Here is a 24,114-nt window from a genome sequence, read left to right on the forward strand (position 1 = left end):
GACGAACCTTTCAATCTGCCCTCTCCAGTTTTCACAATCTGTCACTACCAGACTCCTCCTCCAAAGAATGCCCGTGCTTAGCTGCAACCAAAAAACGATGTTTTATATCGAGCAAATTCGAGTATTAATCGAAAGTTAAGTGTGATGTCATGCACCATTTCGCTAATTTGTAATAAAAATGTAACGCGATGTGCGATGTTTCACACTAAACGAAGGCGATAATTATTAACATGCGCTCGCAAAAGAACATTGCTTAACAAAAAACGGCCACGGAGGCATTAATGCTAAGTATTTTCAAACCCGCAGCGCATCAGTCACGGCTGAAGACGGAGCAAATCGATCCGACCTATCGACGCCTGCGCTGGCAAATCTTCATGGGGATTTTCTTCGGTTACGCGGCTTATTACCTGGTGCGTAAAAACTTCACCCTTGCGATGCCGTACCTGGTGGATCAGGGCTTCTCGCGTGGCGACCTGGGCTTTGCGCTTTCCGGTATTTCCATCGCCTACGGGTTTTCCAAGTTCATTATGGGGTCCGTTTCTGACCGTTCGAATCCCCGGGTCTTTCTGCCCGCCGGGCTTATTCTGGCTGCCGCCGTCATGCTGTTTATGGGGTTTGTTCCCTGGGCCACGTCCAGCATCGCGGTGATGTTTGTGCTGCTGTTTTTATGCGGCTGGTTCCAGGGAATGGGATGGCCGCCGTGCGGGCGTACCATGGTGCACTGGTGGTCGCAGAAGGAGCGCGGAGGCATCGTTTCAATCTGGAACTGCGCCCATAACGTCGGCGGAGGGCTTCCACCGCTGCTGTTCCTGTTGGGTATGGCGTGGTTTAACGACTGGCATGCCGCGTTGTATATGCCTGCCTTCGCGGCGATTCTTGTCGCGCTGATTGCTTTTAGTTTGATGCGCGATACGCCGCAGTCCTGCGGTTTGCCGCCCATTGAGGAGTACAAAAACGATTACCCGGACGACTACAGTGAAAATGCGGAAGAAGAGCTGACGGCCAGACAGATCTTCATGCAGTACGTTTTCCCGAACCGCCTGCTGTGGTACATCGCTATTGCTAACGTCTTCGTTTATTTACTGCGTTACGGCATCCTTGACTGGTCCCCGACCTATCTCAAAGAGGTGAAGCATTTCGCGCTGGATAAATCTTCCTGGGCCTACTTCCTTTATGAATATGCAGGGATTCCGGGAACGCTGCTGTGCGGCTGGATGTCGGATAAAGTATTCCGGGGCAATCGCGGCGCGACGGGCGTGTTCTTTATGACGCTTGTGACCATCGCGACGGTGGTGTACTGGTTAAACCCGCCGGGCAATCCGGGCATTGATATGGCCTGCATGATTGTGATTGGCTTCCTGATTTATGGCCCGGTAATGCTGATTGGTCTGCACGCGCTTGAGCTGGCGCCGAAAAAGGCCGCGGGAACGGCAGCCGGCTTCACCGGCCTGTTCGGCTACCTGGGGGGCTCGGTTGCGGCGAGCGCCATCGTGGGCTACACCGTGGACTTCTTCGGCTGGGACGGCGGTTTCATGGTGATGATCGGCGGCAGCGTGCTGGCGGTTATTCTCCTGCTGGTCGTGATGATGGGTGAGAAAAAGCACCACCGCGACAGGCTGATGAAAAATAGCTAAGGAGTCAGGGATGAAACCCGTTGTGAAACAGGTTCTGAGCGTGCTGTCAGGCATGCTCATCTGTGCTGCGGTACAGGCGCAGGACAAAATAGTCATCGCCCATCGGGGCGCCAGCGGCTATCTGCCGGAACATAGCCTGCCTTCAAAGGCGATGGCCTATGCGCAGGGGGCAGATTATCTGGAGCAGGATCTGGTGATGACCAAAGACGACAGGCTGGTGGTGCTGCATGACCACTATCTTGATCGTGTGACGGACGTGGCCCGGCGCTTCCCGGACCGGGCGCGTAATGATGGCCGCTACTATGCCATCGACTTTACGCTGGACGAAATCAAAACCCTGACGTTTACCGAGGGCTTCGATATCGTGGAGGGAAAAGCGGTGCAGACGTTTCCGGGCCGCTTCCCGATGGGCAAATCCGATTTCCGGATTCACACCTTTGAAGAGGAGATTGAATTCGTTCAGGGGCTGAACCACTCTACAGGGAAAAATATCGGTATCTATCCGGAAATCAAAGCGCCATGGTTCCATCATCAGGAAGGGAAGGATATCGCGGCAAAAACGCTGGCGGTGCTTAAAGAGTACGGCTATAGCGGCAAGGACGATAAGGTTTACTTGCAATGTTTTGACGCCAATGAGCTTAAGCGTATCAAAACCCGGCTGGAGCCCGCTATGGGCATGGATCTGAAGCTGGTCCAGCTTATCGCCTACAGCGACTGGAACGAAACGCAGGAGAAACAGGCGGACGGCAAATGGGTCAACTACAGCTATGACTGGATGTTTAAACCTGGCGCCATGAGGCAGATTGCACAGTACGCGGACGGGATAGGGCCTGACTATCATATGCTGGTCGCCGAAGGTTCAGCAAAAGGCAACGTTAAATTGACCAGTATGGTCAACGAGGCGCACGCCAGCCGCCTGACCGTGCATCCTTACACCGTGCGGGCAGATGCTTTGCCGGAGTACGTCAGCGACGTAAATCAGCTCTTTGACGTGCTTTATTACAAGGCTGGCGTCGACGGCTTGTTTACGGATTTTCCGGATAAAGGCGTGCAGTTCTTACGGCAGAAGCAGTAAGTAAACTAAAGGGCCGCTTAGCGGCCCTTTTTACATTTCGATTTCGATATCGCCCTGCGCCTGGCAGCAGCAGGGCAAAATTTCACCGGGCTGGATAAAGGCCAGCGGCTCGGTAAGCCACTTAACCTGCCCTGCGAGCAGCCGCGTACGACACGATCCGCAATAACCCTCTCTGCACTGATACTCGACGGCGACCTGGTGGTGTTCCAGCGCCGCCAGCAGGGAAGGGGGTTCTTCCTGACATGTTAACTGCGCGCCGGTAATGCGAAGCGTAATACGGCTCATGGCTTAGAGCTGGAAGTTGCTCAGGTCGTCGGCGTCGATATTGGAATCAATTTGACCGACCAGATAAGAACTCACCTCCACTTCCTGCGGCGCAACCTGCACGTTGTCTGACACCAGCCACGCGTTGATCCATGGGATTGGGTTAGAACGGGTTTTAAACGGCAGATCGAGGCCAACGGCCTGCATGCGGATATTGGTGATGTAATCCACATACTGGCACAGGATGTCTTTATTCAGGCCGATCATCGAACCGTCGCGAAACAGGTAGCTTGCCCATTCTTTCTCTTGTTCGGCGGCCAGCACGAACAGGTCGTAGCACTGCTGGCGGCATTCGAGGGCGATTTCCGCCATTTCCGGATCGTCTTCACCGGAGCGCATCAGGTTCAGCATGTGCTGGGTGCCGGTCAGGTGCAGCGCTTCGTCACGGGCGATCAGCTTGATGATTTTGGCGTTGCCTTCCATCAGCTCGCGCTCGGCGAAGGCGAAAGAGCAGGCAAAGCTTACGTAGAAGCGGATGGCTTCCAGCGCGTTTACGCTCATCAGGCAGAGATAAAGCTGTTTTTTCAGCGCGCGCAGGTTAACGGTGACGGTTTTACCGTTGACGTTATGTGTGCCTTCGCCCAGCAAATGCCAGTAGCTGGTCATTTCAATAAGATCGTCGTAGTAGCCGGAGATATCTTTGGCGCGCTTCTTGATCTCTTCGTTAGTCACGATATCGTCAAACACAATCGCCGGGTCGTTAACGATGTTGCGGATGATATGCGTGTAAGAGCGCGAGTGGATCGTTTCGGAAAACGCCCAGGTTTCCACCCAGGTTTCCAGCTCCGGAATAGAAATCAGCGGCAGCAGGGCAACGTTTGGGCTGCGTCCCTGGATGGAGTCGAGCAGCGTCTGATATTTCAGGTTGCTGATAAAAATGTGCTTTTCATGTTCCGGCAGGGCCTGATAGTCAATGCGGTCACGGGACACATCCACTTCCTCCGGACGCCAGAAGAAGGAGAGTTGTTTTTCAATCAGCTTTTCGAAGATGTCATATTTTTGCTGATCGTAACGTGCCACGTTCACCGGCTGGCCAAAGAACATCGGCTCAGCAAGCTGGTTGTTTTTCGTTTGTGAAAAAGTGGTGTAAGCCATTAATGTGAGTCCTGTTGTAGAACTGAATGCCGGATGGCGCGGGGCTAATCCGGCCTACGTATTTTCGAACCGCGTATTCTGTAGGGCGGGTAAGCAGGGCGCCACCCGCCACAGGGCGATGAAAAAACGGCGTTAGATTTTACATGCGCCGCTTTCGCAGCCATCGTCCTGGATTGAAGGCGCCAGGTCGTCTTGCGCATCTTCCGCACCGTCGCGGGTGTTTTGATAGTACAGCGTTTTCACGCCGAATTTATAGGCGGTGAGCAAGTCTTTAAGCAACTGCTGCATCGGCACTTTCCCGGACGGGAAACGTGACGGATCGTAGTTGGTGTTGGCAGAGATCGACTGGTCGATAAATTTCTGCATCAGACCGACTAATTGCAGGTAACCGTCGTTGTTCGGCAGATCCCACAGCAGCTCATAGCTGTTTTTCAGCTCTTCGTAATCCGGCACGACCTGACGCAGGATGCCATCTTTAGACGCTTTGATGCTGATATGCCCGCGTGGCGGCTCAATACCGTTGGTTGCGTTTGAAATCTGCGATGAGGTTTCAGACGGCATCAGCGCGGAAAGCGTGGAGTTGCGCAGGCCGTGGGTTTTGATGGACTCGCGCAGCCCTTCCCAGTCGAGATGCAGCGGCTCGTTGCTGATCGCATCCAGGTCTTTTTTGTAGGTGTCGATTGGCAGAATGCCTTTCGCGTAGGTGGTTTCATTGAACCACGGGCAGGCGCCTTGTTCTTTCGCCAGCTCGTTGGAGGCCTTCAGCAGGTAGTACTGAATGGCTTCGAACGTTTTGTGCGTCAGGTTATTCGCGCTGCCGTCGGAGTAACGTACGCCGTGTTTCGCCAGGTAGTAAGCGAAGTTAATTACGCCAACTCCCAGGGTGCGACGGCCCATTGCGCCGCGTTTTGCCGCGATAATTGGGTAATCCTGATAATCCAGCAGCGCGTCCAGAGCGCGTACGGCAAGCGTCGCCAGCTCTTCGAGTTCGTCCAGGCTTTTGATTGCGCCCAGGTTGAAAGCGGACAGCGTACACAGCGCGATTTCGCCGTTTTCGTCGTTTACATCGTCCAGCGGTTTAGTCGGCAGCGCGATTTCCAGGCACAGGTTAGACTGGCGTACCGGTGCGACAGCCGGATCGAACGGGCTGTGGGTGTTGCAGTGGTCAACGTTCTGAATGTAGATACGGCCGGTGGAAGCGCGTTCCTGCATCATCAGAGAGAACAGTTCGGCCGCTTTCACGCGCTGCTTACGGATGCTGTCGTCTTTTTCGTATTTGGTGTACAGGCGTTCGAACTCTTCCTGATCGGCGAAGAACGCGTCGTACAGCCCCGGGGTGTCGGACGGGCTGAACAGCGTGATGTCTTCGCCTTTCAACAGGCGGGTGTACATCAGCTTGTTGATCTGTACGCCGTAGTCCATATGGCGAACGCGGTTGCCTTCAACGCCACGGTTGTTTTTCAGCACCAGCAGGCTTTCAACTTCCAGATGCCACATCGGGTAAAACAGCGTTGCAGCACCGCCGCGCACGCCGCCCTGTGAGCAGGATTTCACCGCGGTCTGGAAGTGCTTATAGAACGGGATACAGCCCGTGTGGAACGCTTCACCGCCGCGAATTGGGCTGCCCAGCGCGCGGATACGACCGGCGTTGATACCGATGCCGGCACGCTGGGAAACGTATTTCACAATCGCGCTGGAGGTAGCGTTGATGGAGTCCAGGCTATCGCCGCACTCGATCAGCACGCAGGAGCTGAACTGGCGAGTCGGGGTGCGCACGCCGGACATGATTGGCGTTGGCAGAGAAATCTTAAAGGTGGAAACCGCGTCGTAGAAGCGCTTCACGTAGCTCAAACGGGTTTCACGCGGATAGCCGGAGAACAGGCAGGCGGCAACCAGAATATAAAGGAACTGCGCGCTTTCGTAGATTTCGCCCGTTACGCGGTTCTGGACCAGGTATTTCCCTTCCAGTTGTTTAACCGCCGCGTAGGAGAAGCTCATGTCGCGTTCATGGTCGATAAAATCGTCCATCTGCTTGAACTCTTCTTCCGTGTAGTCTTCCAGCAGATGTTGATCGTACTTGCCCAGCTCAATCATTTTCACCACGTGGTCGTAAAGCTTAGGTGGTTCAAACTGACCGTAGGCTTTTTTACGCAGGTGGAAGATGGCCAGACGCGCGGCGAGGTACTGATAGTCCGGCGCTTCACGGGAGATTAAATCGGCGGCGGCCTTGATGATGGTCTCATGAATATCAGAGGTCTTGATGCCGTCATAAAACTGGATATGGGAGCGCAGCTCGACCTGCGAAACGGAGACGTTGTTCAGCCCTTCTGCGGCCCAATCGAGAACACGATGGATTTTATCCAGATTAATACGCTCGGTGCGACCGTCACGTTTTGTAACCAGCAGACTCTGATTCATGTGAGTTATACCTGTCCGTGAAAAGAAATATCCCCCCGTTTATCCACAGCGGCCCGCTTGTGGTTAACTTTGTGGATAAATACTATATGTAGGGGGTTTGGGAATAATTGAACGCTATATGGTGAGTATTCTAGTAACTAATCCGTTGAGAACAAGTATTGATTTCGGCAAGAATTTGAGGTTGTGGCAGGCTGGTTTCCGCTAAGTCCACGGCACATAAGGCCTGTGACAATTGTCAATGGGATGCAAAAAAAATGATATTTTTGATCGAGTGCTGATTTCTTAAACTTAATGGATAATTGCGCAACCTGGCGCTGCGCAAAATCCATAGCATTAACCTATGACGAACGGGATAATTACCCTTCCGTATGCAACATATAGTTAACATCCACACCCGGGCCGAGGCTAAATTTATTCGTTATTGGGTTGAAGTGCAGACCGGTCATGTGACGTTCGCGTAGCTGTGTCTCATCCACCCAGGTCAAAAGCTCGGCAGGTTTGATGAACTTCTTAATGTCGTGCGTGCCTTTTGGCACCATACGCAGGATGTATTCAGCGCCGACTACGGCCAACAGCCAGGATTTGCCGTTGCGGTTAAGCGTGGAGAAGAAGACGTGGCCGCCGGGTTTCACGAGTTTTGCGCAGGCCTTCACTACGGATTGCGGGTCGGGAACGTGTTCCAGCATTTCCATGCAGGTGACCACGTCATAAAGCCCGGCGTGTTGATCGGCATGCTGCTCTACCGTTTCCTGCACGTAATCCACCTGAATGCCGCTTTCCAGCGCATGCAGACGTGCTACCTGAAGCGGTTCAAAGCCCATATCCAGCCCGGTTACCGCTGCCCCTTCCCGGGCCATGCTTTCCGCGAGAATGCCTCCGCCGCAGCCCACATCAAGCACCTTTTTGCCAAACAGGCCGCCAGCACGCTGATTGATATAGCCCAGACGCAGCGGGTTAATACGGTGCAGCGGTTTAAATTCACCTTCTAAATCCCACCAGCGTGACGCAACGGCTTCGAATTTGGCGATTTCGTCATGATCGACATTCTGGGCTGTCGATTGACTGTGGATTACCGGTTGGTTTTCGGCATTCATAGGGACTCTCACTCCTTGCTCGTGAAGACTGGGGAGTATATCAGCCTGCGGCGACGAATAAAGCGCTGTGCAAACGCGTTCAGGTTTCCCCACCACGCGCCCGTTGTGTTATAATTTGCGACCTTTGAATCCGGGACACAGTAGAGGGATAGCGGTTACATGAGCGACCTTGCCAGAGAAATTACACCGGTCAACATTGAGGAAGAGCTCAAGAGCTCGTATCTGGATTATGCGATGTCGGTTATTGTCGGCCGCGCACTGCCAGATGTCCGCGATGGACTCAAGCCGGTACACCGTCGCGTATTATACGCCATGAACGTATTGGGCAATGACTGGAACAAAGCATACAAAAAATCCGCCCGTGTCGTTGGTGACGTAATCGGTAAATACCACCCTCATGGTGATACCGCCGTTTATGACACGATCGTCCGTATGGCGCAGCCATTCTCCTTACGTTATATGCTGGTCGACGGCCAGGGTAACTTCGGTTCGGTAGACGGCGACTCCGCCGCAGCGATGCGTTATACGGAAATCCGTATGTCGAAAATCGCCCACGAGCTGATGGCCGACCTGGAAAAAGACACGGTGGATTTCGTCGATAACTACGACGGCACCGAAAAAATTCCGGATGTTATGCCAACCAAGATCCCGAATCTGCTGGTTAACGGTTCGTCCGGTATCGCGGTGGGGATGGCGACGAACATCCCGCCACATAACATCACCGAAGTGATTAACGGCTGTCTGGCCTACATTGAAGATGAAAACATCAGCGTAGAAGGGCTGATGGAACACATCCCGGGGCCTGACTTCCCAACGGCTGCAATCATCAATGGCCGTCGCGGCATTGAAGAGGCGTACCGTACCGGGCGCGGCAAAATCTACATTCGCGCGCGCGCGGAAGTGGAAGCCGATGCTAAAACGGGGCGTGAAACCATCATTGTTCACGAAATTCCGTATCAGGTTAACAAAGCGCGTCTTATCGAAAAAATCGCCGAACTGGTGAAAGATAAACGCGTTGAAGGCATCAGCGCCCTGCGCGATGAGTCAGATAAAGACGGGATGCGCATCGTTATCGAAATCAAACGCGATGCGGTGGGCGAAGTTGTGCTGAACAACCTCTATTCCCAGACTCAGCTTCAGACCTCTTTCGGTATCAACATGGTTGCTCTGCACCATGGCCAGCCGAAGATCATGAACCTGAAAGAGATCCTTTCCGCGTTTGTGCGTCACCGCCGCGAAGTGGTGACTCGCCGTACTATTTTCGAACTGCGTAAAGCTCGCGACCGTGCGCATATCCTTGAAGGCCTGGCGATTGCGCTGGCTAACATCGATCCGATTATCGAACTGATCCGCCACTCGCCAAACGCCGCCGAAGCGAAAGCTGGCCTGATTGCCCGTTCATGGGATCTGGGCAACGTTTCCGCCATGCTGGAACGCGCCGGTGATGACGCTGCCCGCCCTGAGTGGCTGGAGCCGGAGTTCGGTATTCGCGACGGCCAGTACTTCCTGACCGAACAGCAGGCCCAGGCTATTCTGGATCTGCGCCTGCAGAAGCTGACCGGCCTTGAGCATGAAAAACTGCTCGACGAATACAAAGAGCTGCTGGAGCAAATTGCCGAGCTGCTGCACATTCTGGGCAGCGCAGAGCGCCTGATGGAAGTTATCCGCGAAGAGCTGGAAGCCATGCGCGACCAGTTCGGTGATAACCGCCGCACCGAAATCACAGCAAACACTGCCGATATCAACATTGAAGATCTGATCAACCAGGAAGATGTGGTGGTCACCCTGTCTCACCAGGGCTATGTGAAGTATCAGCCGCTGACCGATTACGAAGCGCAACGTCGCGGCGGTAAAGGTAAGTCCGCCGCACGTATTAAAGAAGAAGACTTTATCGACCGTCTGCTGGTCGCCAACACCCACGATACGATCCTGCTGTTCTCAAGCCGCGGTCGCCTCTACTGGATGAAGGTTTATCAGCTACCTGAAGCGAGCCGTGGCGCGCGTGGCCGTCCGATCGTTAACCTTCTGCCGCTGGAAGCTAACGAACGTATCACCGCAATCTTGCCGGTACGCGAATACGCTGAAGGCATTAACGTGTTCATGGCAACCGCGAGCGGTACCGTGAAGAAAACCGCGTTAACAGACTTTAGCCGTCCGCGTTCTGCAGGCATCATCGCCGTTAACCTCAACGAAGGCGACGAGCTGATTGGCGTTGACCTGACCGATGGCCAGGACGAAGCGATGCTGTTCTCGGCCGCAGGTAAAGTGGTGCGCTTTAAAGAAGACGCCGTTCGTACCATGGGCCGTACCGCCACGGGCGTTCGCGGTATCAAGCTTGCGGGTGAAGACAAAGTTGTTTCCCTGATCATTCCTCGCGGAGAAGGTTCTATTCTGACCGTCACCCAGAATGGCTACGGTAAACGTACGGCTGCCGATGAGTACCCGACCAAGTCTCGTGCGACGCAGGGCGTTATCTCCATCAAGGTTACCGAGCGTAACGGCAGCGTCGTTGGCGCGGTACAGGTGGAAGATACCGATCAGATCATGATGATCACCGATGCTGGCACGCTGGTGCGTACCCGTGTGTCCGAGGTGAGCGTGGTGGGTCGTAACACCCAGGGCGTTATCCTCATTCGCACGGCGGAAGATGAAAACGTCGTCGGCCTGCAACGAGTTGCCGAGCCGGTAGACGAAGAAGAGCTGGATGCTATCGATGGCACCGTAGCGGAGGGTGATGATGAAATCGCGCCAGAAGCGGAAGGTGACGACGATGTAGCGGACGACGCGGACGAATAATCCGCATTCTGTTGTCTGAAACGACTCTGCAAGGTGCAGGTTGAGGCTTTTCAACCCTTAAAACGCCTGATGCGCTGCATCGGGCGTTTTGTATTCACCGCTCAATGAAAAAGGTAAGGCTATGGCTATCCCTGAAAAGTATAAAGATGTAGAACGCTGGGCATTCGGTGATACTGAACGACAGGCGGATGAACTGGTTAAACTGGTGCTTGATGGCGTGAAAACGGCCACCTGCTCCAATCTGGACGGAGAGGGGATTGCGCAGCCCGGCGATGTCTTTGTGGTTGTAGATGGCAAGAATGAACCCGTTTGCGCGATAGAGCTGACCGCAGTAGAGATGAGCACTTTTGATCGGGTGGATGAAGCTCATGCCCGGGCAGAAGGCGAGGGGGATAAAACGCTCGCTTATTGGCGCGCCGAACATAAACGCTTTTTTGAAGAATACGACCTCTTCTCACCGGATATGACGCTGGTGCTGATGCACTTCAAGGTTATCGAAAAATTCTGATTGCAGGCTCTCATAGCCGGTGCCCTCCACGTTCGGCCACCGCCATCCTGATAATCAATAAATATTGATAGCGATGAACCTTATTCCATTGCCGTTGCGGGCTGCGGCTTTTGCGGCTACCTTATCGGCATCCAACGTATTGTTTTTCCGCGACCAGGTTTAATTTGAAATATCTCGTCTCTTTTCGCACTACGCTAAAAATTTCCCGCTATCTTTTCCGGGCGCTGGCGCTGCTGCTATGGTTACTGGTCGCCCTCTTTTCGGTGTTTTACATCGTTAATGCGCTGCATGAAAAAGAGTCGGATATCCGCCAGGAATTTAATATCAGCTTTGAGCAGGCGCAGCGCTACATTCAGCGTACCTCGGACGTTGTTAAAGAGCTGAAGTACATTGCGGAAAATCGGCTCAGCGCCACCAACGGCGTGCTGCCTGCCATTGAACGAGACGACAGTAAAGTTGAAACCCCTAATTTCATGCCCCTTTTCCCGGACTCTGACTGCTCCGCCGTAAGCGCCTCCTGGCGCAGCTCGCTGCAGTCGCTTTCCTGGTTCCTGCGTTACTGGCGCGACAATTTTTCTGCGGCCTACGATCTTAACCGCGTCTTCCTGATCGGCGGCGACAACCTCTGCATGGCGGATTTCGGCCTGCGTGAAATGCCGCTGGAGCGGGAGAAGGCGCTAAAAACATTGCATGAACGCATCCTTAAATATCGCAATGCGCCGCAGGACGAACGCAGCAACAGCATTTACTGGATTGGCCAGGGGCCGCGCCCCGGCATCGGTTATTTCTATACGCTGACCCCTGTTTATCTGGCTAATCGCCTGCAGGCGCTGCTTGGCGTAGAGCAAACCGTGCGTATGGAAAATTTTTTGACGCCCGGCACGCTGCCGGTCGGCGTGACTATTCTGGACGAAAACAGCCATCCGCTGATTACGCTTACCGGCCCTGAAACGGAATTAGAACCTGACGCGCGCTGGGTACAGGAACGTTCATGGTTTGGCTATACGTCCGGTTTCAGGCAGTTGGTGCTGAAGAAAAATCTACCGCCGTCATCGTTAAGCGTTATTTACTCGGTACCGGTCGATATGGTGCTGGAACGCATTCGCATGTTGATTCTGAACGCGGTGCTGCTGAATGTGCTGGCGGGGGGAGTGCTGTTTACGCTTGCGCGCATGTACGAGCGAAGAATCTTTATTCCGGCGGAAAACGACGCGCAGCGCCTTGAAGAGCATGAGCAGTTCAACCGAAAAATCGTTGCATCGGCCCCGGTGGGCATCTGCATTCTGCGAACCCAGGACGGCACCAATATACTGAGTAACGAGCTTGCGCATAATTACCTGAATATGCTCACCCACGAGGACAGGCAGCGGCTTACACAAATCATTTGCGGGCAGCAGGTAAACTTTGTCGACGTGGTGACCAGTAATCATACCAATCTGCAGATTAGCTTTGTTCACTCGCGCTATCGCAATGAAAACGTGGCGATTTGCGTGCTGGTGGATGTCAGCGCGCGCGTGAAGATGGAAGAGTCGCTGCAGGAAATGGCCCAGGCCTCCGAACAGGCCAGCCAGTCGAAATCAATGTTCCTTGCCACCGTCAGCCACGAGCTTCGTACTCCGCTGTACGGGATAATCGGCAACCTCGATTTGTTGCAGACCAAAGCGCTGCCAAAAGGCGTCGACAGGCTGGTGACGGCGATGAACAACTCATCAAGCCTGCTGCTGAAAATCATCAGCGATATTCTCGATTTTTCGAAAATAGAATCTGAACAGCTAAAAATCGAGCCGCGCGAATTTTCGCCGCGAGAGGTGATGAGCCATATAACGGCGAACTATTTGCCGCTGGTGGTACGTAAACAGCTTGGCCTTTACTGCTTTATCGAACCGGACGTTCCGCTTACGTTGCAGGGGGACCCGATGCGTTTGCAGCAGGTGATTTCCAACCTGCTGAGCAATGCCATCAAATTTACCGATGTGGGCTGCATTATTCTGCACGTGTCGGTTAACGGGGATTATCTTCGCTTCCGGGTGCGTGATACCGGCGTAGGTATACCGGCCAAAGAAGTGACGCGCTTATTCGATCCGTTCTTCCAGGTCGGAACCGGCGTGCAGCGCAATTTCCAGGGCACCGGTCTTGGCCTTGCGATTTGCGAGAAGCTTATCAGCATGATGGACGGGGACATTTCGGTCGACACGGAAAGCGGAATGGGCAGCCAGTTTACCATTCGTATCCCGCTGTATTCGGCACAGCCCGCACCGCTTGCCCAGGTCGACGGCCTGGCCAACAAGCGCTGCTGGCTGGCGGTGCGCAATGCTTCGTTAAGCGGCTATCTGGAATCCCTGCTTGAACAAAATAATATCCGCACCCAGCCTTATTATGGCGAAGTGCCGGACAGCGACGATGTGCTAATTACGGACGATGCGCTGGAAACGCCGTGGAAAGGACGGGCGGCAATTATCTTCTGTCGTCGCCATATCGGTATTCCGCAGGAGACGTCACCCGGCTGCTGGATGCACAGCGTGGCGGCGCCCCATGATTTACTGACTCTGCTGGGCCGTATTTACAGTATTGATGTTGATGTGCCGGGCAGTACGGCGACGTTGCCTGCGCCGAACGAGGCCTGCGAGCAGAATGACGATATGATGATTCTGGTGGTTGACGATCATCCTATTAACCGGCGCCTGTTGGCCGATCAGCTTGGCTCGCTGGGCTATCAGTGCAAAACGGCGAATGACGGCGTTGATGCGCTGAACGTATTAAGCAAAAACCATATCGATATTGTGCTCAGCGACGTGAATATGCCGAATATGGACGGTTATCGTCTGACGCAGCGCATTCGTCAGTTGGGGCTGACGCTGCCGGTTATTGGGGTAACGGCCAACGCGCTTGCCGAGGAGAAACAGCGCTGTATTGAATCCGGCATGGATAGCTGCCTGTCGAAACCGGTTACGCTTGATGTGATTAAGCAAACGCTGGTGGTATATGCGGCGCGTGTGAGAAGCGGAAGAGGTTAATGCAGGTTGGGGGAGGCGAGCCGCCCCGGCATACATGTTGGATGGCGCTGGCGTTTATCTACCCTACAAGTTTTTGCTATATCTTTGGTATGGCGTCAGGCTTATGTAGGTCGGGTAAGCGCCAGCGCCACCCGACCATGAACCATTACTCTTTATCCGCCGGCGACAGGCTCACGGAAGAAAGGTAATTCAATAGCGCGATATCATTCTCAACACCCAGTTTCATCATGGCTGATTTCTTCTGGCTACTGATGGTTTTGATACTGCGGTTCAGCTTACGGGCAATTTCCGTGACCAGAAAACCTTCTGCAAACAGGCGCAGCACTTCGCTTTCTTTTGGTGACAGACGTTTGTCGCCGTAACCGCCAGCACTGATTTTCTCCAGCAGGCGAGAGACGCTTTCGGGTGTGAATTTCTTACCTTTTTGCAGCGCGGCAAGCGCTTTAGGCAAGTCTGTCGGTGCGCCTTGTTTAAGCACGATTCCTTCGATATCCAGATCCAACACGGCGCTCAGAATAGCTGGGTTGTTGTTCATCGTCAGCACGATGATAGAGATATTCGGGAAGTGACGTTTGATGTATTTAATCAATGTAATACCGTCACCGTATTTATCTCCAGGCATGGAGAGATCGGTGATCAGCACGTGCGCGTCTAATTTTGGAAGATTATTAATCAGGGCTGTGGAATCTTCAAACTCACCGACAACATTCACCCACTCGATCTGCTCGAGGGATTTACGAATGCCGAACAGAACAATCGGATGGTCGTCGGCAATAATTACGTTCATACTGTTCATGTAATAGGCTACCTTGCTACAGCAAACTCTTGACGTAAACGTCAATATCGCTGGTGTATTTTTGTATGTTGGCAGCATCACTTTCACGAATGTGATGCTCTAACGTTTCACATAACTGCTTGCCGGGTACCAGATTGAGCATGGCAAACACCCCTTTTAAACGGTGTGCCGTCTGTGCCAGCGCAGCAAAATCGCTGGTCGCTGACTCAGTATACAATCTCCTTACATCTTCCGGTACTGTGTCGACAAAGAGTGAGTAATAGCCACTGGCATGAAGCTGCGCATTTTCATCGCCGCCAAGCGGTGACTCGGGCATCTCCTCTTGCGCCAGTTGCTCTTCTATCAGCTGAAGGACGGCATCCTGCATCGCGTTGCTGATATTAAAGTTAACGCGGAACTGGCCTGGGCCTAATTTCCGCATTCCGTTTTCATCATCGCTTAAAAGCAATCCCGAAGATGTAAGATTAGACGGATTATCAGTCAGGAAGATATCAAACTCTTGACTGGCTAATCTTTCATCAGGCGTGATGCAGTTCGCTCCCCAGTTCTCAAGCTGGCGAGTCACGATGTTACGAACTTCGTTAGAGGTGATATCCAGCATCGCCACTACTTCATCCAGCAGTTTTTCATCCTGCGCTTCCGGCTGCGGTTCAGCGGCCATTTTAATGTGCAGATTATAGCGTGTACCTATATCGGCGCGGGATTTGATATTCAAATGTCCGCCCAGCTTGCGTGAAAGCCGATCGCAAAGATAGAACGTCAGGCCGTAGGCTTTACCGTAACGGTCTTCGCTGGTTTCGTTGAGGAACGGGAAATGGAGATTGTCGATTTCATCGTTGCCTATCCCTTCGCCCGTATCCAGCACGCGGAATAAGAGTCGGTCTGGCGCGGATTCTTCTTCGCTTATCTCAAGGGTGATTTTGCCGATTTGCGTTGTGGTGACGGAATAGTGCAGCAGCAACTGCAGTATTTTACGCAGCGCTTCGCGATCGCCATGACGCTCTTCGTCCACCGGTAACTGGTTGTTGATCAGCAACTGCAACCCTTTACGCTTGATTATCGGCAGCATTTCCAGCGCCACTTCATCTATTAGCGCCTGAATCGTAAATGGGGTGGTGGTCGTTTTCCAGTTATCGGCTTCCAGCATATTCAATAGCTGAATTTCATCGACGAGCCGGACGATGGTCTGAGCCTCGTTTGCCAGTTGCTTGTGCTCAGGCGTAGTAAAACCCGCCGCGTGTTCAGCGATATTCCTTACCGGCTGCTGCAAAGCTTCGCCAATATGCTGCATAAACGCCACACGGCCCTGCTGGTTTTTCTCATACAAGCGCTGTGCTTGCTTCAGCTTTTTGTTTACCAGAATTTCGCGGTCCTGATCGCGGATAACAAAAATTTGCGTGCGTGGAGCAATCTGGCTGCGGAACTGACGTATTTCGTAAAGCTCATTATTAATGGTGGCCTGAATCACGCCCTGGTGCTGATCGGCCATCGCGATAATATTCTGCAAATTCAGGTGGGGGAGCAGATGGTCGGCAATTTTATTGCTAATAACCGTCCTGTTGGCATCCAGGTCGTGCACCAACAGGCCCAGCGGCAGCAGGGCGACGATTTCTTCGTTCAGCGCGCGCAGTACCTGCAACTCGCCGTTGCCGTTCGGCACTTCAGATGAGCGCGGGGTCTGTTGCCGGAAGGTGGTGTAACCGAACAGCGCGAGCGCCAGCAGGCCGATATTAAGCAGCAGCGGCAGCAGTATATTTTGCACTGTATCCATCAGCAGCGTGCCGAAAGGCACCTGCCACACCAGGCGCAAATGCGTACTGGCTAACGGCGATGCGATCTCAATGCGTGCGCTATTAAAATTGATGGTAACGCTGTCCGGATCTTCTTTATCGCCTGCTTGCGCAGCGCTAAGGCTGTCATCTGGCTCTAGCTGGAAGCTATCCAGGGACATAGTCGGCGGAATGAGATCGTTAATAGGTAAATCAAACGCCACAACCGTGGCCAGATGCCCTGGCTGATTGAACGTGGTACGCAGTGTAAAATAATGGCCGTTTTGCCACGCCAGACGTCGCAGAGGAGAGAAGCTTTCTCGTTCATCAAGCGCGTTCGCCTGCTGCAGCATCTCAGCACGGCGGGAATCGACAATCGTTCCCACGCCAGTCTCTTTGAACCCGGAGGAGAGATCTTTTAAGGGCAGAGTTGACACCAGGATCATGCTGTTGTCCTGGCCATTCAGATAATACATCGACCAGGGGCTGTTTTCCGCTCCCCAGAGCGTATCAAGCCAGGTTGAAATGCGCTGTGTCATCTCAAGGGTGGAACTATCGTGAGAGCCAAAAATCAGCGCTTCGGTTTTGCGGCGCGGCTTTTCGAGATAATAAACGTCCTGGCGCAGGCGGGTTTCCTGTAAACCATCGCTTGCAGAAGCAGGCGCTGCGGCAACGTTGTCGTAGATTTGCCATGTAGCGTAGCGGTAGGTGTCGACACGCTTATGCAGCGCGTGCGTAATATCGACTATCTGATAGCTCTTATCTTTCAGCCAGGCGTTAACGGCGCTCTGTACCATCACACCCATGGCAACCAACAGCACGACGATCAGCAGCAGAAAAAAGCGCGTGATATTGCTGGGAATAAGGGAAAATTTGTTAGGGATCATGCCGTCTGACTGACTCATTATAAGCGCGTAACCTGGCGAACATTCGCCACTCAGGAAAAATTACCACAAGGCGTGACTACGCAGGCGTTGTGGCTGTAAGCGATGCGTTAAACGCACCCGGCCTAAGAATACCTGCATCAGGCGCTGCCGTCATCGACTCTCTTATATTCACAAGGAGTATAAGGATAAATCGTGGCTTTTCCAGGTTGTTGATAATTAGCCTAAATGAGGATGCGCGAAGCGGATAGCGTGAATTCTGCGCAGCGTTATTTATCGGTAATTGAGTCACGCATGTGCAACTATTATTTTTAAAACAGTTGGTTAGGGAAATAAATATTCTTAAGAACAATCTTAGCGATCGATAACGTAGCGGTAGCGGGGAGAAGTGTTTAATTAATAATCGTTATCTTTTTGTGCTCTATAGCACAAAAATATCAACGCAACGTAAAGAAGGGTAAAAAAAACCGGATGCCAGGCATCCGGTACTAAAAGGGGTAAACAGACATTCAGAACTGAATGACGGTAATAAATAAAGTTAATGATGATAGCGAGGTGTATTTTATAGCGAAATAAGGAAAATATTTTATCATTCAGTGCTACATGTTTTTGTTTGTGTAAGTCATTGATTTTAATGGTAGTGGCATTATTTTTGATTATAAGTGCTTATATTTTTAGCTATTCGTGCGAAAAAAAGTTCCCTGAAATATACATTTTGATACATCTATCAGGACGAATGAAACATCTATATAGTTTTAGTATCATATTCGCATTGGATTATTCTGTATTTGTTTTGGACAATGAGTTGCCGACTGATTAGAGGGTAATCAGTAAGCAGTGGCATATAAAAAGGCATATAACAGAGGGTTAATAACATGAAAGTTAAAGTACTGTCCCTCCTGGTCCCAGCTCTGCTGGTAGCAGGCACCGCGCATGCGGCCGAAATTTATAACAAAGACGGCAATAAATTAGATCTGTACGGCAAAGTTGATGGTCTGCACTACTTCTCTGACGACAAGAGCGCCGATGGCGATCAGACCTACATGCGTCTGGGCTTCAAAGGTGAAACTCAGGTAAATGACCAAATCACCGGCTACGGCCAGTGGGAATACCAGATCAACGGTAACACCTCTGAAAGCGAAAACAACGCATGGACTCGTGTGGCGTTCGCTGGTCTGCGTGTTGGTGATGCTGGTTCCTTCGACTACGGTCGTAACTACGGCGTAATTTACGACGTCGCAGCATGGACCGACGTTCTGCCTGAGTTCGGCGGCGACACTTACGGCGCTGACAACTTCCTGTTCAGCCGTGCAAACGGCGTTGCAACTTACCGCAACACCGACTTCTTCGGTCTGGTTGATGGCCTGAACTTTGCTGCTCAGTACCAGGGCAAAAACGGCAGCACCAGCGGTGAAGACTTTGGTGGCCGTAGCGTTCTGCAACAAAATGGCGACGGCTACGGTCTGTCTCTGACTTACGATCTGGGCGAAGGCTTCAGCGTAGGTGGTGCGATGGCTTCTTCCAAACGCACCTGGGATCAGAACAACACTGCTGCCCTGGGCGACGGTGACCGTGCTGAAGCGTACACCGGTGGTCTGAAATATGACGCCAACAACGTATACCTGGCTGCGCAGTACACTCAGTCCTATAACGCCACTCGTTTTGGCGGTGATTCTTCTTCTGCTGCTTACGGCTTTGCTGACAAAGCACAGAACTTCGAAGTCGTTGCACAGTACCAGTTCGATTTCGGTCTGCGTCCATCCGTGGCTTACCTGCAGTCCAAAGGTAAAGACATCGAAGGTTACGGCGACCAGGATCTGCTGAAATACGTTGATGTTGGCGCGACTTACTACTTCAACAAAAACATGTCCACCTATGTTGATTACAAAATCAACCTGGTTGACGAGAACGACTTCACCCGTGCCGCAGGCATCGGTACCGACGACATCGTTGGTGTTGGTCTGGTTTACCAGTTCTAATTCCGACATTCGTTGCAAAAGGCGCCGACAGGCGCCTTTTTTCTATCTGTTATCTCAACAACGCCTCGCTTTTCCTCATCTCTTTTGCCTTTTGATATACTCTTGCGCCTCAGAACTGGAGAAAGAAACCAATGGAACGACATCTTTTACGCCGTGGCCTGTTTGCCGTGGCGCTGCTGTTGCTTGCTGGCTGTGACAATAAGGCGGTGAAAAATGAGACAGGGCTGGTGCTGGAAGGCAAAACCATGGGCACCTTCTGGCGAGTAAGCCTTGCCGGTGTGGACAAGGCCCGACAGGACGAATTACGCGCTAAAATCCAGGCGCAGCTTGATGGCGACGATCGCCTGCTCTCAACCTATAAATCAGATTCTGCGCTGTCGCGCTTTAACCAGTCCCGCAGCACCGAACCGTATCCGGTAGCAGAAGCGATGAGTGATATAGTTACAACATCCTTACGTATCGGCGCCAAAACCGATGGCGCTATGGATATTACCGTTGGCCCGCTGGTTAATCTCTGGGGATTCGGCCCGGACAAACAGCCGGTTAAAATCCCGAATCAGGCGCAAATCGAGGCGGCAAAAGCGCTGACGGGCTTGCAGCATCTGACCGTCATTAATAAAGCCGGGCAACAATGGCTACAAAAAGATCTTCCCGGGCTGTATGTCGATCTTTCTACTATTGGCGAAGGTTATGCTGCGGATCATCTGGCAAGACTCATGGAGCAAAACGGCGTCAGCCGGTATCTGGTTTCTGTGGGCGGCGCTGTCGTCACGCGCGGAACAAACGCGGAAGATAAAGCCTGGCGCGTGGCCATTCAGAAACCGACCGACCGGGAAAATGCGGTGCAGGCTATTGTCGATTTAAACGGCCACGGCATCAGCACCTCCGGCAGCTATCGCAATTATTACGAGCTTGAAGGCAAGCGGCTTTCTCACGTCATCGACCCCACAACGGGCGCGCCTGTCCAGCATAAGCTGGTTTCTGCAACGGTAATTGCCCCCACGGCGATGGAAGCAGACGGCTGGGATACCGGCTTGATGGTTCTCGGCACGGAAAAAGCAAAACAGGTTGCTCAGAAAGAAGGGCTGGCGGTGTACCTCATTACCAAAGAAGGCGAGGGATTTACCACCTGGATGTCGCCGCAGTTTAAAACTTTCCTCCTGAGCGAGTAAAATTAGAAAGCAAGAATGTGGGTTTCCTGAAACGGCGATGCTGTCAAAGTGATTCTATGACACAAGACCAGGAGCCAGTCATGAAAAAGACCAATGACATTACCGCTGACGACAGCCGCTGGCTGGCCGTAGAAACCCGGGATAGCCGTGCAGACGGGGAGTTTGTATTCGCCGTGAAGACCACGGGCATTTTTTGTCGCCCTTCCTGCACCGCACGGCATCCGCTGCGTAAAAACGTTCTTTTCTTTGCCGATCCGCACGGCGCTAAAGAGGCGGGATTCCGTCCCTGCAAACGCTGCCAGCCGGATAAGCTTGCCCCCGAACAACAGCGCGCTGAGCGTATTATCCAGGCTTGCCGCATCATTGAGTCAAGTCCCGATCCTCTCACGCTTGAAGCTCTTGCCGCTCGTGTCGCAATGAGCCCGTTTCATTTTCATCGCCTGTTTAAAAGCGTGATCGGCCTGACGCCCAATGCATGGCAGAAAGCGTTGCGGACGCAAAAATTGCGCGACCAACTGGCGCAAGGCGAATCGGTTACCCGCGCCGCGTATGATGCCGGTTATCAGTCGGGCAGCCAGTTTTATCATCAGGCAGATGCTGCGCTTGGCATGACTGCGCGTCAGTATCGTCAGGGCGGCGAACGGGTTGCGATCAGATTTGTGGTCGGCGCCTGTCAGCTTGGTGAGTTTCTGGTTGCCCAAAGTGAACGCGGAATTTGTGCCATTCTGCTGGGGAACACGGCGGAAGCGTTAATTGCCGAACTGGAGACACTGTTCCCGAAGGCTAAATTAATATCTGACGATGATGGATTTGCCGGGCGTGTGGCGCAGGTTGTCAGTTTTCTGGAACGTCCCTCCGGGCATTTTGACTTGCCGCTTGATATTCAGGGCACCGCTTTTCAGCAGCAGGTCTGGCAGGCGCTGAGGGCAATCCCGCCGGGGGAGACCGTCAGCTATCAGAAAATAGCCGAACGTATCGGCAAGCCTGGGGCGGTGAGGGCAGTGGCCGGAGCCTGTGCGGCCAACCGGCTTGCGGTCGTTATCCCATGCCATCGGGTTGTACGTAATGACGGCACGCTTTCAGGCTACCGCTGGGGCGTAGAACGTAAACAGCAACTGCTGAATATTGAGGCAGGACAGAGGAAAGAATAATGCTCGATCTCTTTGCTGATGAAAAACCCTGGCAAGAACCGCTGGCAGAAGGCGCAGTTATCCTGCGGCGCTTTGCCCGCGCCGACGCCGACGAGCTAATTAAGCAGATCGGGAAAGTGGCGTTGCTCTCGCCGTTTCGTCAGATGGTTACGCCGGGCGGCTACACCATGTCGGTGGCGATGACCAACTGCGGTGAACGAGGCTGGACGAGCAGGCAGCACGGCTATCTTTACTCGCCGGACGATCCGCTGACGGGCCAGCGCTGGCCCGCGATGCCGCAGGCTTTTCGAAACTTATCCGATGCTGCTTCAGCCGCGGCGGGTTATCACGATTTTTGCCCGGATGCGTGTCTTATCAACCGCTACGTCGCGGGCGCGAAGCTCTCTCTTCATCAGGACAAAGATGAGCCTGATCTGCAGCAGCCGATAGTCTCCGTTTCGCTCGGATTACCGGCTGTTTTCCAGTTTGGCGGCCTGAAGCGTAACGATCCATTGGTGCGAATTATGCTGGAACATGGCGATGTTGTGGTGTGGGGCGGGGCATCTCGTCTGTTCTATCACGGCATTTTGCCGTTGAAGCCAGGGCATCATCCCGCAACCGGCGAAGCGCGCTATAACCTTACCTTTCGCAGTACGGGAAAAGGCGAATAAAAATAAGAATTATTCTTGCTGTTAAAGGATTGCCGTTTAAACTGCTCGCTGTTTTTGTTAGCGGGTAATGAGCGATGGAACTTTTACGAGTAGTTTACCGGCAGTATCGCTGGCCTTTTTTAATGGTGATGGCTTTAAGCCTCGTCAGTGCGGCACTGGGCATTGGCCTTATCGCCTTTATCAATCAGCGGTTAATTGAAACGCCGGATATCTCTCTAAAAGTGCTGCCTGAATTCCTTGGCCTGCTTCTTCTGCTGATGGCTGTTACGCTCGGCTCGCAGCTTGCGCTCACCACGCTTGGCCACCATTTCGTGTTCCGCCTGCGCAGCGAATTCATCAAACGCTTACTGGATACCCACGTCGAACGGGTTGAACAGCTTGGCAGCGCTGCGTTGCTTGCAGGGCTAACCAGCGATGTGCGTAACATTACCATCGCGTTTGTTCGCCTGCCGGAGCTGGTGCAGGGAATTATCCTGACCTTTGGCTCTGCGGCTTATCTCGCATGGCTTTCCCCTAAAATGCTTGGCGTAACCGCAATCTGGGTGGCGATAACTATTCTGGGCGGTTATTTGCTGGTGGCCCGTGTTTACAAACATATGGCGCAGCTACGCGAAATAGAAGATCAATTGTATAACGATTACCAGACGGTTATTGAAGGGCGCAAAGAGCTGGCGCTTAACCGCGAACGTGCAGAGCGCGTATATGAAGATACCTATATTCCTCATGCTAACGATTATCGCCGCCACATTATCCGCGCTGATACTTTCCACCTGAGCGCGGTGAACTGGTCGAACATTATGATGCTCGGCGTAATTGGCCTGGTATTCTGGATGGCAAACAGCCTTGGCTGGTCTGATACCAACGTTGCGGCAACCTATTCCCTGACGCTGCTTTTCCTGCGCACGCCTTTGCTTTCCGCCGTTGGGGCTTTGCCAACGCTGCTCAGCGCCCAGGTTGCTTTCAACAAGCTGAGAAAGTTCGAGCTGGCGCCCTTCGAGGCTGCCTTTCCGCGCTCTAAAGAAGCGGGCAAATGGCAAACCCTTGAGATGCGCGATGTGGTCTTCAAATATGGCGATAACGCTTTCGCCGTTGGGCCGTTAAACCTGAAAATTGAACGTGGCGAACTGATATTCCTGATTGGCGGCAATGGCAGCGGTAAATCCACCATGGCAATGCTGCTCACCGGCCTGTATCACCCGATTTCCGGGGCAATTTATCTGGACGGCAAGCAAATTGACGCCGGCAATCTGGATGATTATCGCAAGCTGTTCTCTGCGGTCTTCACCGACGTCTGGCTGTTCGATCGTCTGCTGGGCCGGCAGGGCGAGCAGGCTGACCCGGAACTGGTAGCGGCCTGGCTTGAAAGGCTGAAAATGAGCGAAAAACTGGAGCTGGACAACGGTACCATTCTGAACCTGAAGCTCTCCAAAGGGCAGCGTAAACGCGTGGCGCTGCTGCTTGCCCTTGCGGAAGAAAGAGAAATTATCCTGCTGGATGAATGGGCCGCGGATCAGGATCCTCATTTCCGCCGTGAGTTCTACCAGGAGTTGCTGCCGCTGATGCAGCAGATGGGCAAAACGATTTTCGCCATCAGCCATGATGACCACTACTTTATTCATGCTGACAGGCTGCTCGAAATGCGTCAGGGACAACTGGCCGAGCTGACGGGCCATGAACGCGAAAGCGCATCGCGTGATGCCGTGGCGAGAACGGGCAGCTAATAAACAACTAAACCAGCCGTTTAAGGCTGGTTTT

16 protein-coding genes are annotated in these 24,114 nt (G+C 53.0%); 10 read left to right on the top strand and 6 right to left on the bottom strand.

Annotated elements, in window-relative coordinates; all coding sequences use genetic code 11:
• The first annotated feature begins 281 nt into the window (after positions 1-281).
• Together glpT and glpQ are read left to right on the top strand one after the other, a co-directional pair.
• Positions 282-1,634 (top strand): glycerol-3-phosphate transporter, encoded by a 1,353-nt coding sequence (glpT, locus tag MUA00_RS11615; RefSeq protein WP_271123204.1) that lies wholly within the window; start codon positions 282-284, stop codon positions 1,632-1,634.
• Between the two features lie 10 nt (positions 1,635-1,644).
• The gene (glpQ, locus tag MUA00_RS11620; protein ID WP_408639704.1) at positions 1,645-2,709 is read left to right on the top strand and encodes a glycerophosphodiester phosphodiesterase; all 1,065 of its coding nucleotides are present in this window, start codon (positions 1,645-1,647) and stop codon (positions 2,707-2,709) included.
• A gap of 30 nt (positions 2,710-2,739) precedes the next feature.
• Here glpQ and yfaE read toward each other — a convergent pair whose 3' ends face one another.
• From yfaE to ubiG, 4 genes are all read right to left on the bottom strand, one after another.
• Positions 2,740-2,994, bottom strand: a complete 255-nt coding sequence (yfaE, locus tag MUA00_RS11625; RefSeq protein ID WP_271123205.1) for a class I ribonucleotide reductase maintenance protein YfaE — start codon at positions 2,992-2,994, stop codon at positions 2,740-2,742.
• Positions 2,995-2,997: 3 nt separating this feature from the next.
• On the bottom strand, positions 2,998-4,128 hold the full coding sequence (gene nrdB / locus MUA00_RS11630) for a class Ia ribonucleoside-diphosphate reductase subunit beta (protein ID WP_271123206.1): 1,131 nt from the start codon (positions 4,126-4,128) through the stop codon (positions 2,998-3,000).
• Between the two features lie 132 nt (positions 4,129-4,260).
• Positions 4,261-6,546: a class 1a ribonucleoside-diphosphate reductase subunit alpha gene (nrdA, locus tag MUA00_RS11635; protein ID WP_271123207.1), complete on the bottom strand. Its 2,286-nt coding sequence runs from the start codon at positions 6,544-6,546 to the stop codon at positions 4,261-4,263.
• Positions 6,547-6,902: 356 nt separating this feature from the next.
• Complete coding sequence (ubiG, locus tag MUA00_RS11640) at positions 6,903-7,640, bottom strand: bifunctional 2-polyprenyl-6-hydroxyphenol methylase/3-demethylubiquinol 3-O-methyltransferase UbiG (protein ID WP_271123208.1); 738 nt, start codon at positions 7,638-7,640, stop codon at positions 6,903-6,905.
• 159 nt (positions 7,641-7,799) lie between these two features.
• Between ubiG and gyrA the strand changes: the two genes are divergently transcribed.
• The 3 genes from gyrA to rcsC all read left to right on the top strand — a co-directional run bounded on the left by gyrA (position 7,800) and on the right by rcsC (position 13,958).
• Complete coding sequence (gyrA, locus tag MUA00_RS11645) at positions 7,800-10,436, top strand: DNA topoisomerase (ATP-hydrolyzing) subunit A (RefSeq protein ID WP_271123209.1); 2,637 nt, start codon at positions 7,800-7,802, stop codon at positions 10,434-10,436.
• 121 nt (positions 10,437-10,557) lie between these two features.
• Complete coding sequence (locus MUA00_RS11650; RefSeq protein ID WP_271123210.1) at positions 10,558-10,944, top strand: ASCH domain-containing protein; 387 nt, start codon at positions 10,558-10,560, stop codon at positions 10,942-10,944.
• Positions 10,945-11,108: 164 nt separating this feature from the next.
• Positions 11,109-13,958 carry a two-component system sensor histidine kinase RcsC gene (gene rcsC / locus MUA00_RS11655; protein WP_271123211.1) on the top strand — a complete coding sequence of 950 codons (2,850 nt, stop codon included), beginning with the start codon at positions 11,109-11,111 and terminating at the stop codon, positions 13,956-13,958.
• Positions 13,959-14,103: 145 nt separating this feature from the next.
• Here rcsC and rcsB read toward each other — a convergent pair whose 3' ends face one another.
• Together rcsB and rcsD are read right to left on the bottom strand one after the other, a co-directional pair.
• The gene (gene rcsB, locus MUA00_RS11660; RefSeq protein WP_121268599.1) at positions 14,104-14,754 is read right to left on the bottom strand and encodes a response regulator transcription factor RcsB; all 651 of its coding nucleotides are present in this window, start codon (positions 14,752-14,754) and stop codon (positions 14,104-14,106) included.
• 16 nt (positions 14,755-14,770) lie between these two features.
• Complete coding sequence (gene rcsD / locus MUA00_RS11665) at positions 14,771-17,410, bottom strand: phosphotransferase RcsD (protein WP_408639707.1); 2,640 nt, start codon at positions 17,408-17,410, stop codon at positions 14,771-14,773.
• A gap of 872 nt (positions 17,411-18,282) precedes the next feature.
• Between rcsD and MUA00_RS11670 the strand changes: the two genes are divergently transcribed.
• The 5 genes from MUA00_RS11670 to MUA00_RS11690 all read left to right on the top strand — a co-directional run bounded on the left by MUA00_RS11670 (position 18,283) and on the right by MUA00_RS11690 (position 24,080).
• Positions 18,283-19,386: a porin OmpC gene (locus MUA00_RS11670; protein WP_271123213.1), complete on the top strand. Its 1,104-nt coding sequence runs from the start codon at positions 18,283-18,285 to the stop codon at positions 19,384-19,386.
• A 131-nt stretch (positions 19,387-19,517) separates the two neighbouring features.
• Complete coding sequence (gene apbE / locus MUA00_RS11675) at positions 19,518-20,558, top strand: FAD:protein FMN transferase ApbE (RefSeq protein ID WP_271123214.1); 1,041 nt, start codon at positions 19,518-19,520, stop codon at positions 20,556-20,558.
• An 80-nt stretch (positions 20,559-20,638) separates the two neighbouring features.
• Complete coding sequence (gene ada, locus MUA00_RS11680) at positions 20,639-21,709, top strand: bifunctional DNA-binding transcriptional regulator/O6-methylguanine-DNA methyltransferase Ada (protein ID WP_271123215.1); 1,071 nt, start codon at positions 20,639-20,641, stop codon at positions 21,707-21,709.
• Positions 21,709-22,359 (top strand): DNA oxidative demethylase AlkB, encoded by a 651-nt coding sequence (gene alkB / locus MUA00_RS11685; protein WP_408639705.1) that lies wholly within the window; start codon positions 21,709-21,711, stop codon positions 22,357-22,359. Before ada ends, alkB begins: the two co-directional genes overlap by 1 nt.
• A 74-nt stretch (positions 22,360-22,433) precedes the next feature.
• A complete protein-coding gene (locus MUA00_RS11690) occupies positions 22,434-24,080 on the top strand; it encodes a multidrug ABC transporter permease/ATP-binding protein (RefSeq protein WP_271123216.1) in 1,647 nt (548 codons plus the stop codon).
• Positions 24,081-24,114: the final 34 nt, after the last annotated feature.

Source organism: Dryocola boscaweniae (assembly GCF_025215095.1).
GTDB classification, from domain to species: Bacteria; Pseudomonadota; Gammaproteobacteria; order Enterobacterales; family Enterobacteriaceae; genus Dryocola; species Dryocola boscaweniae.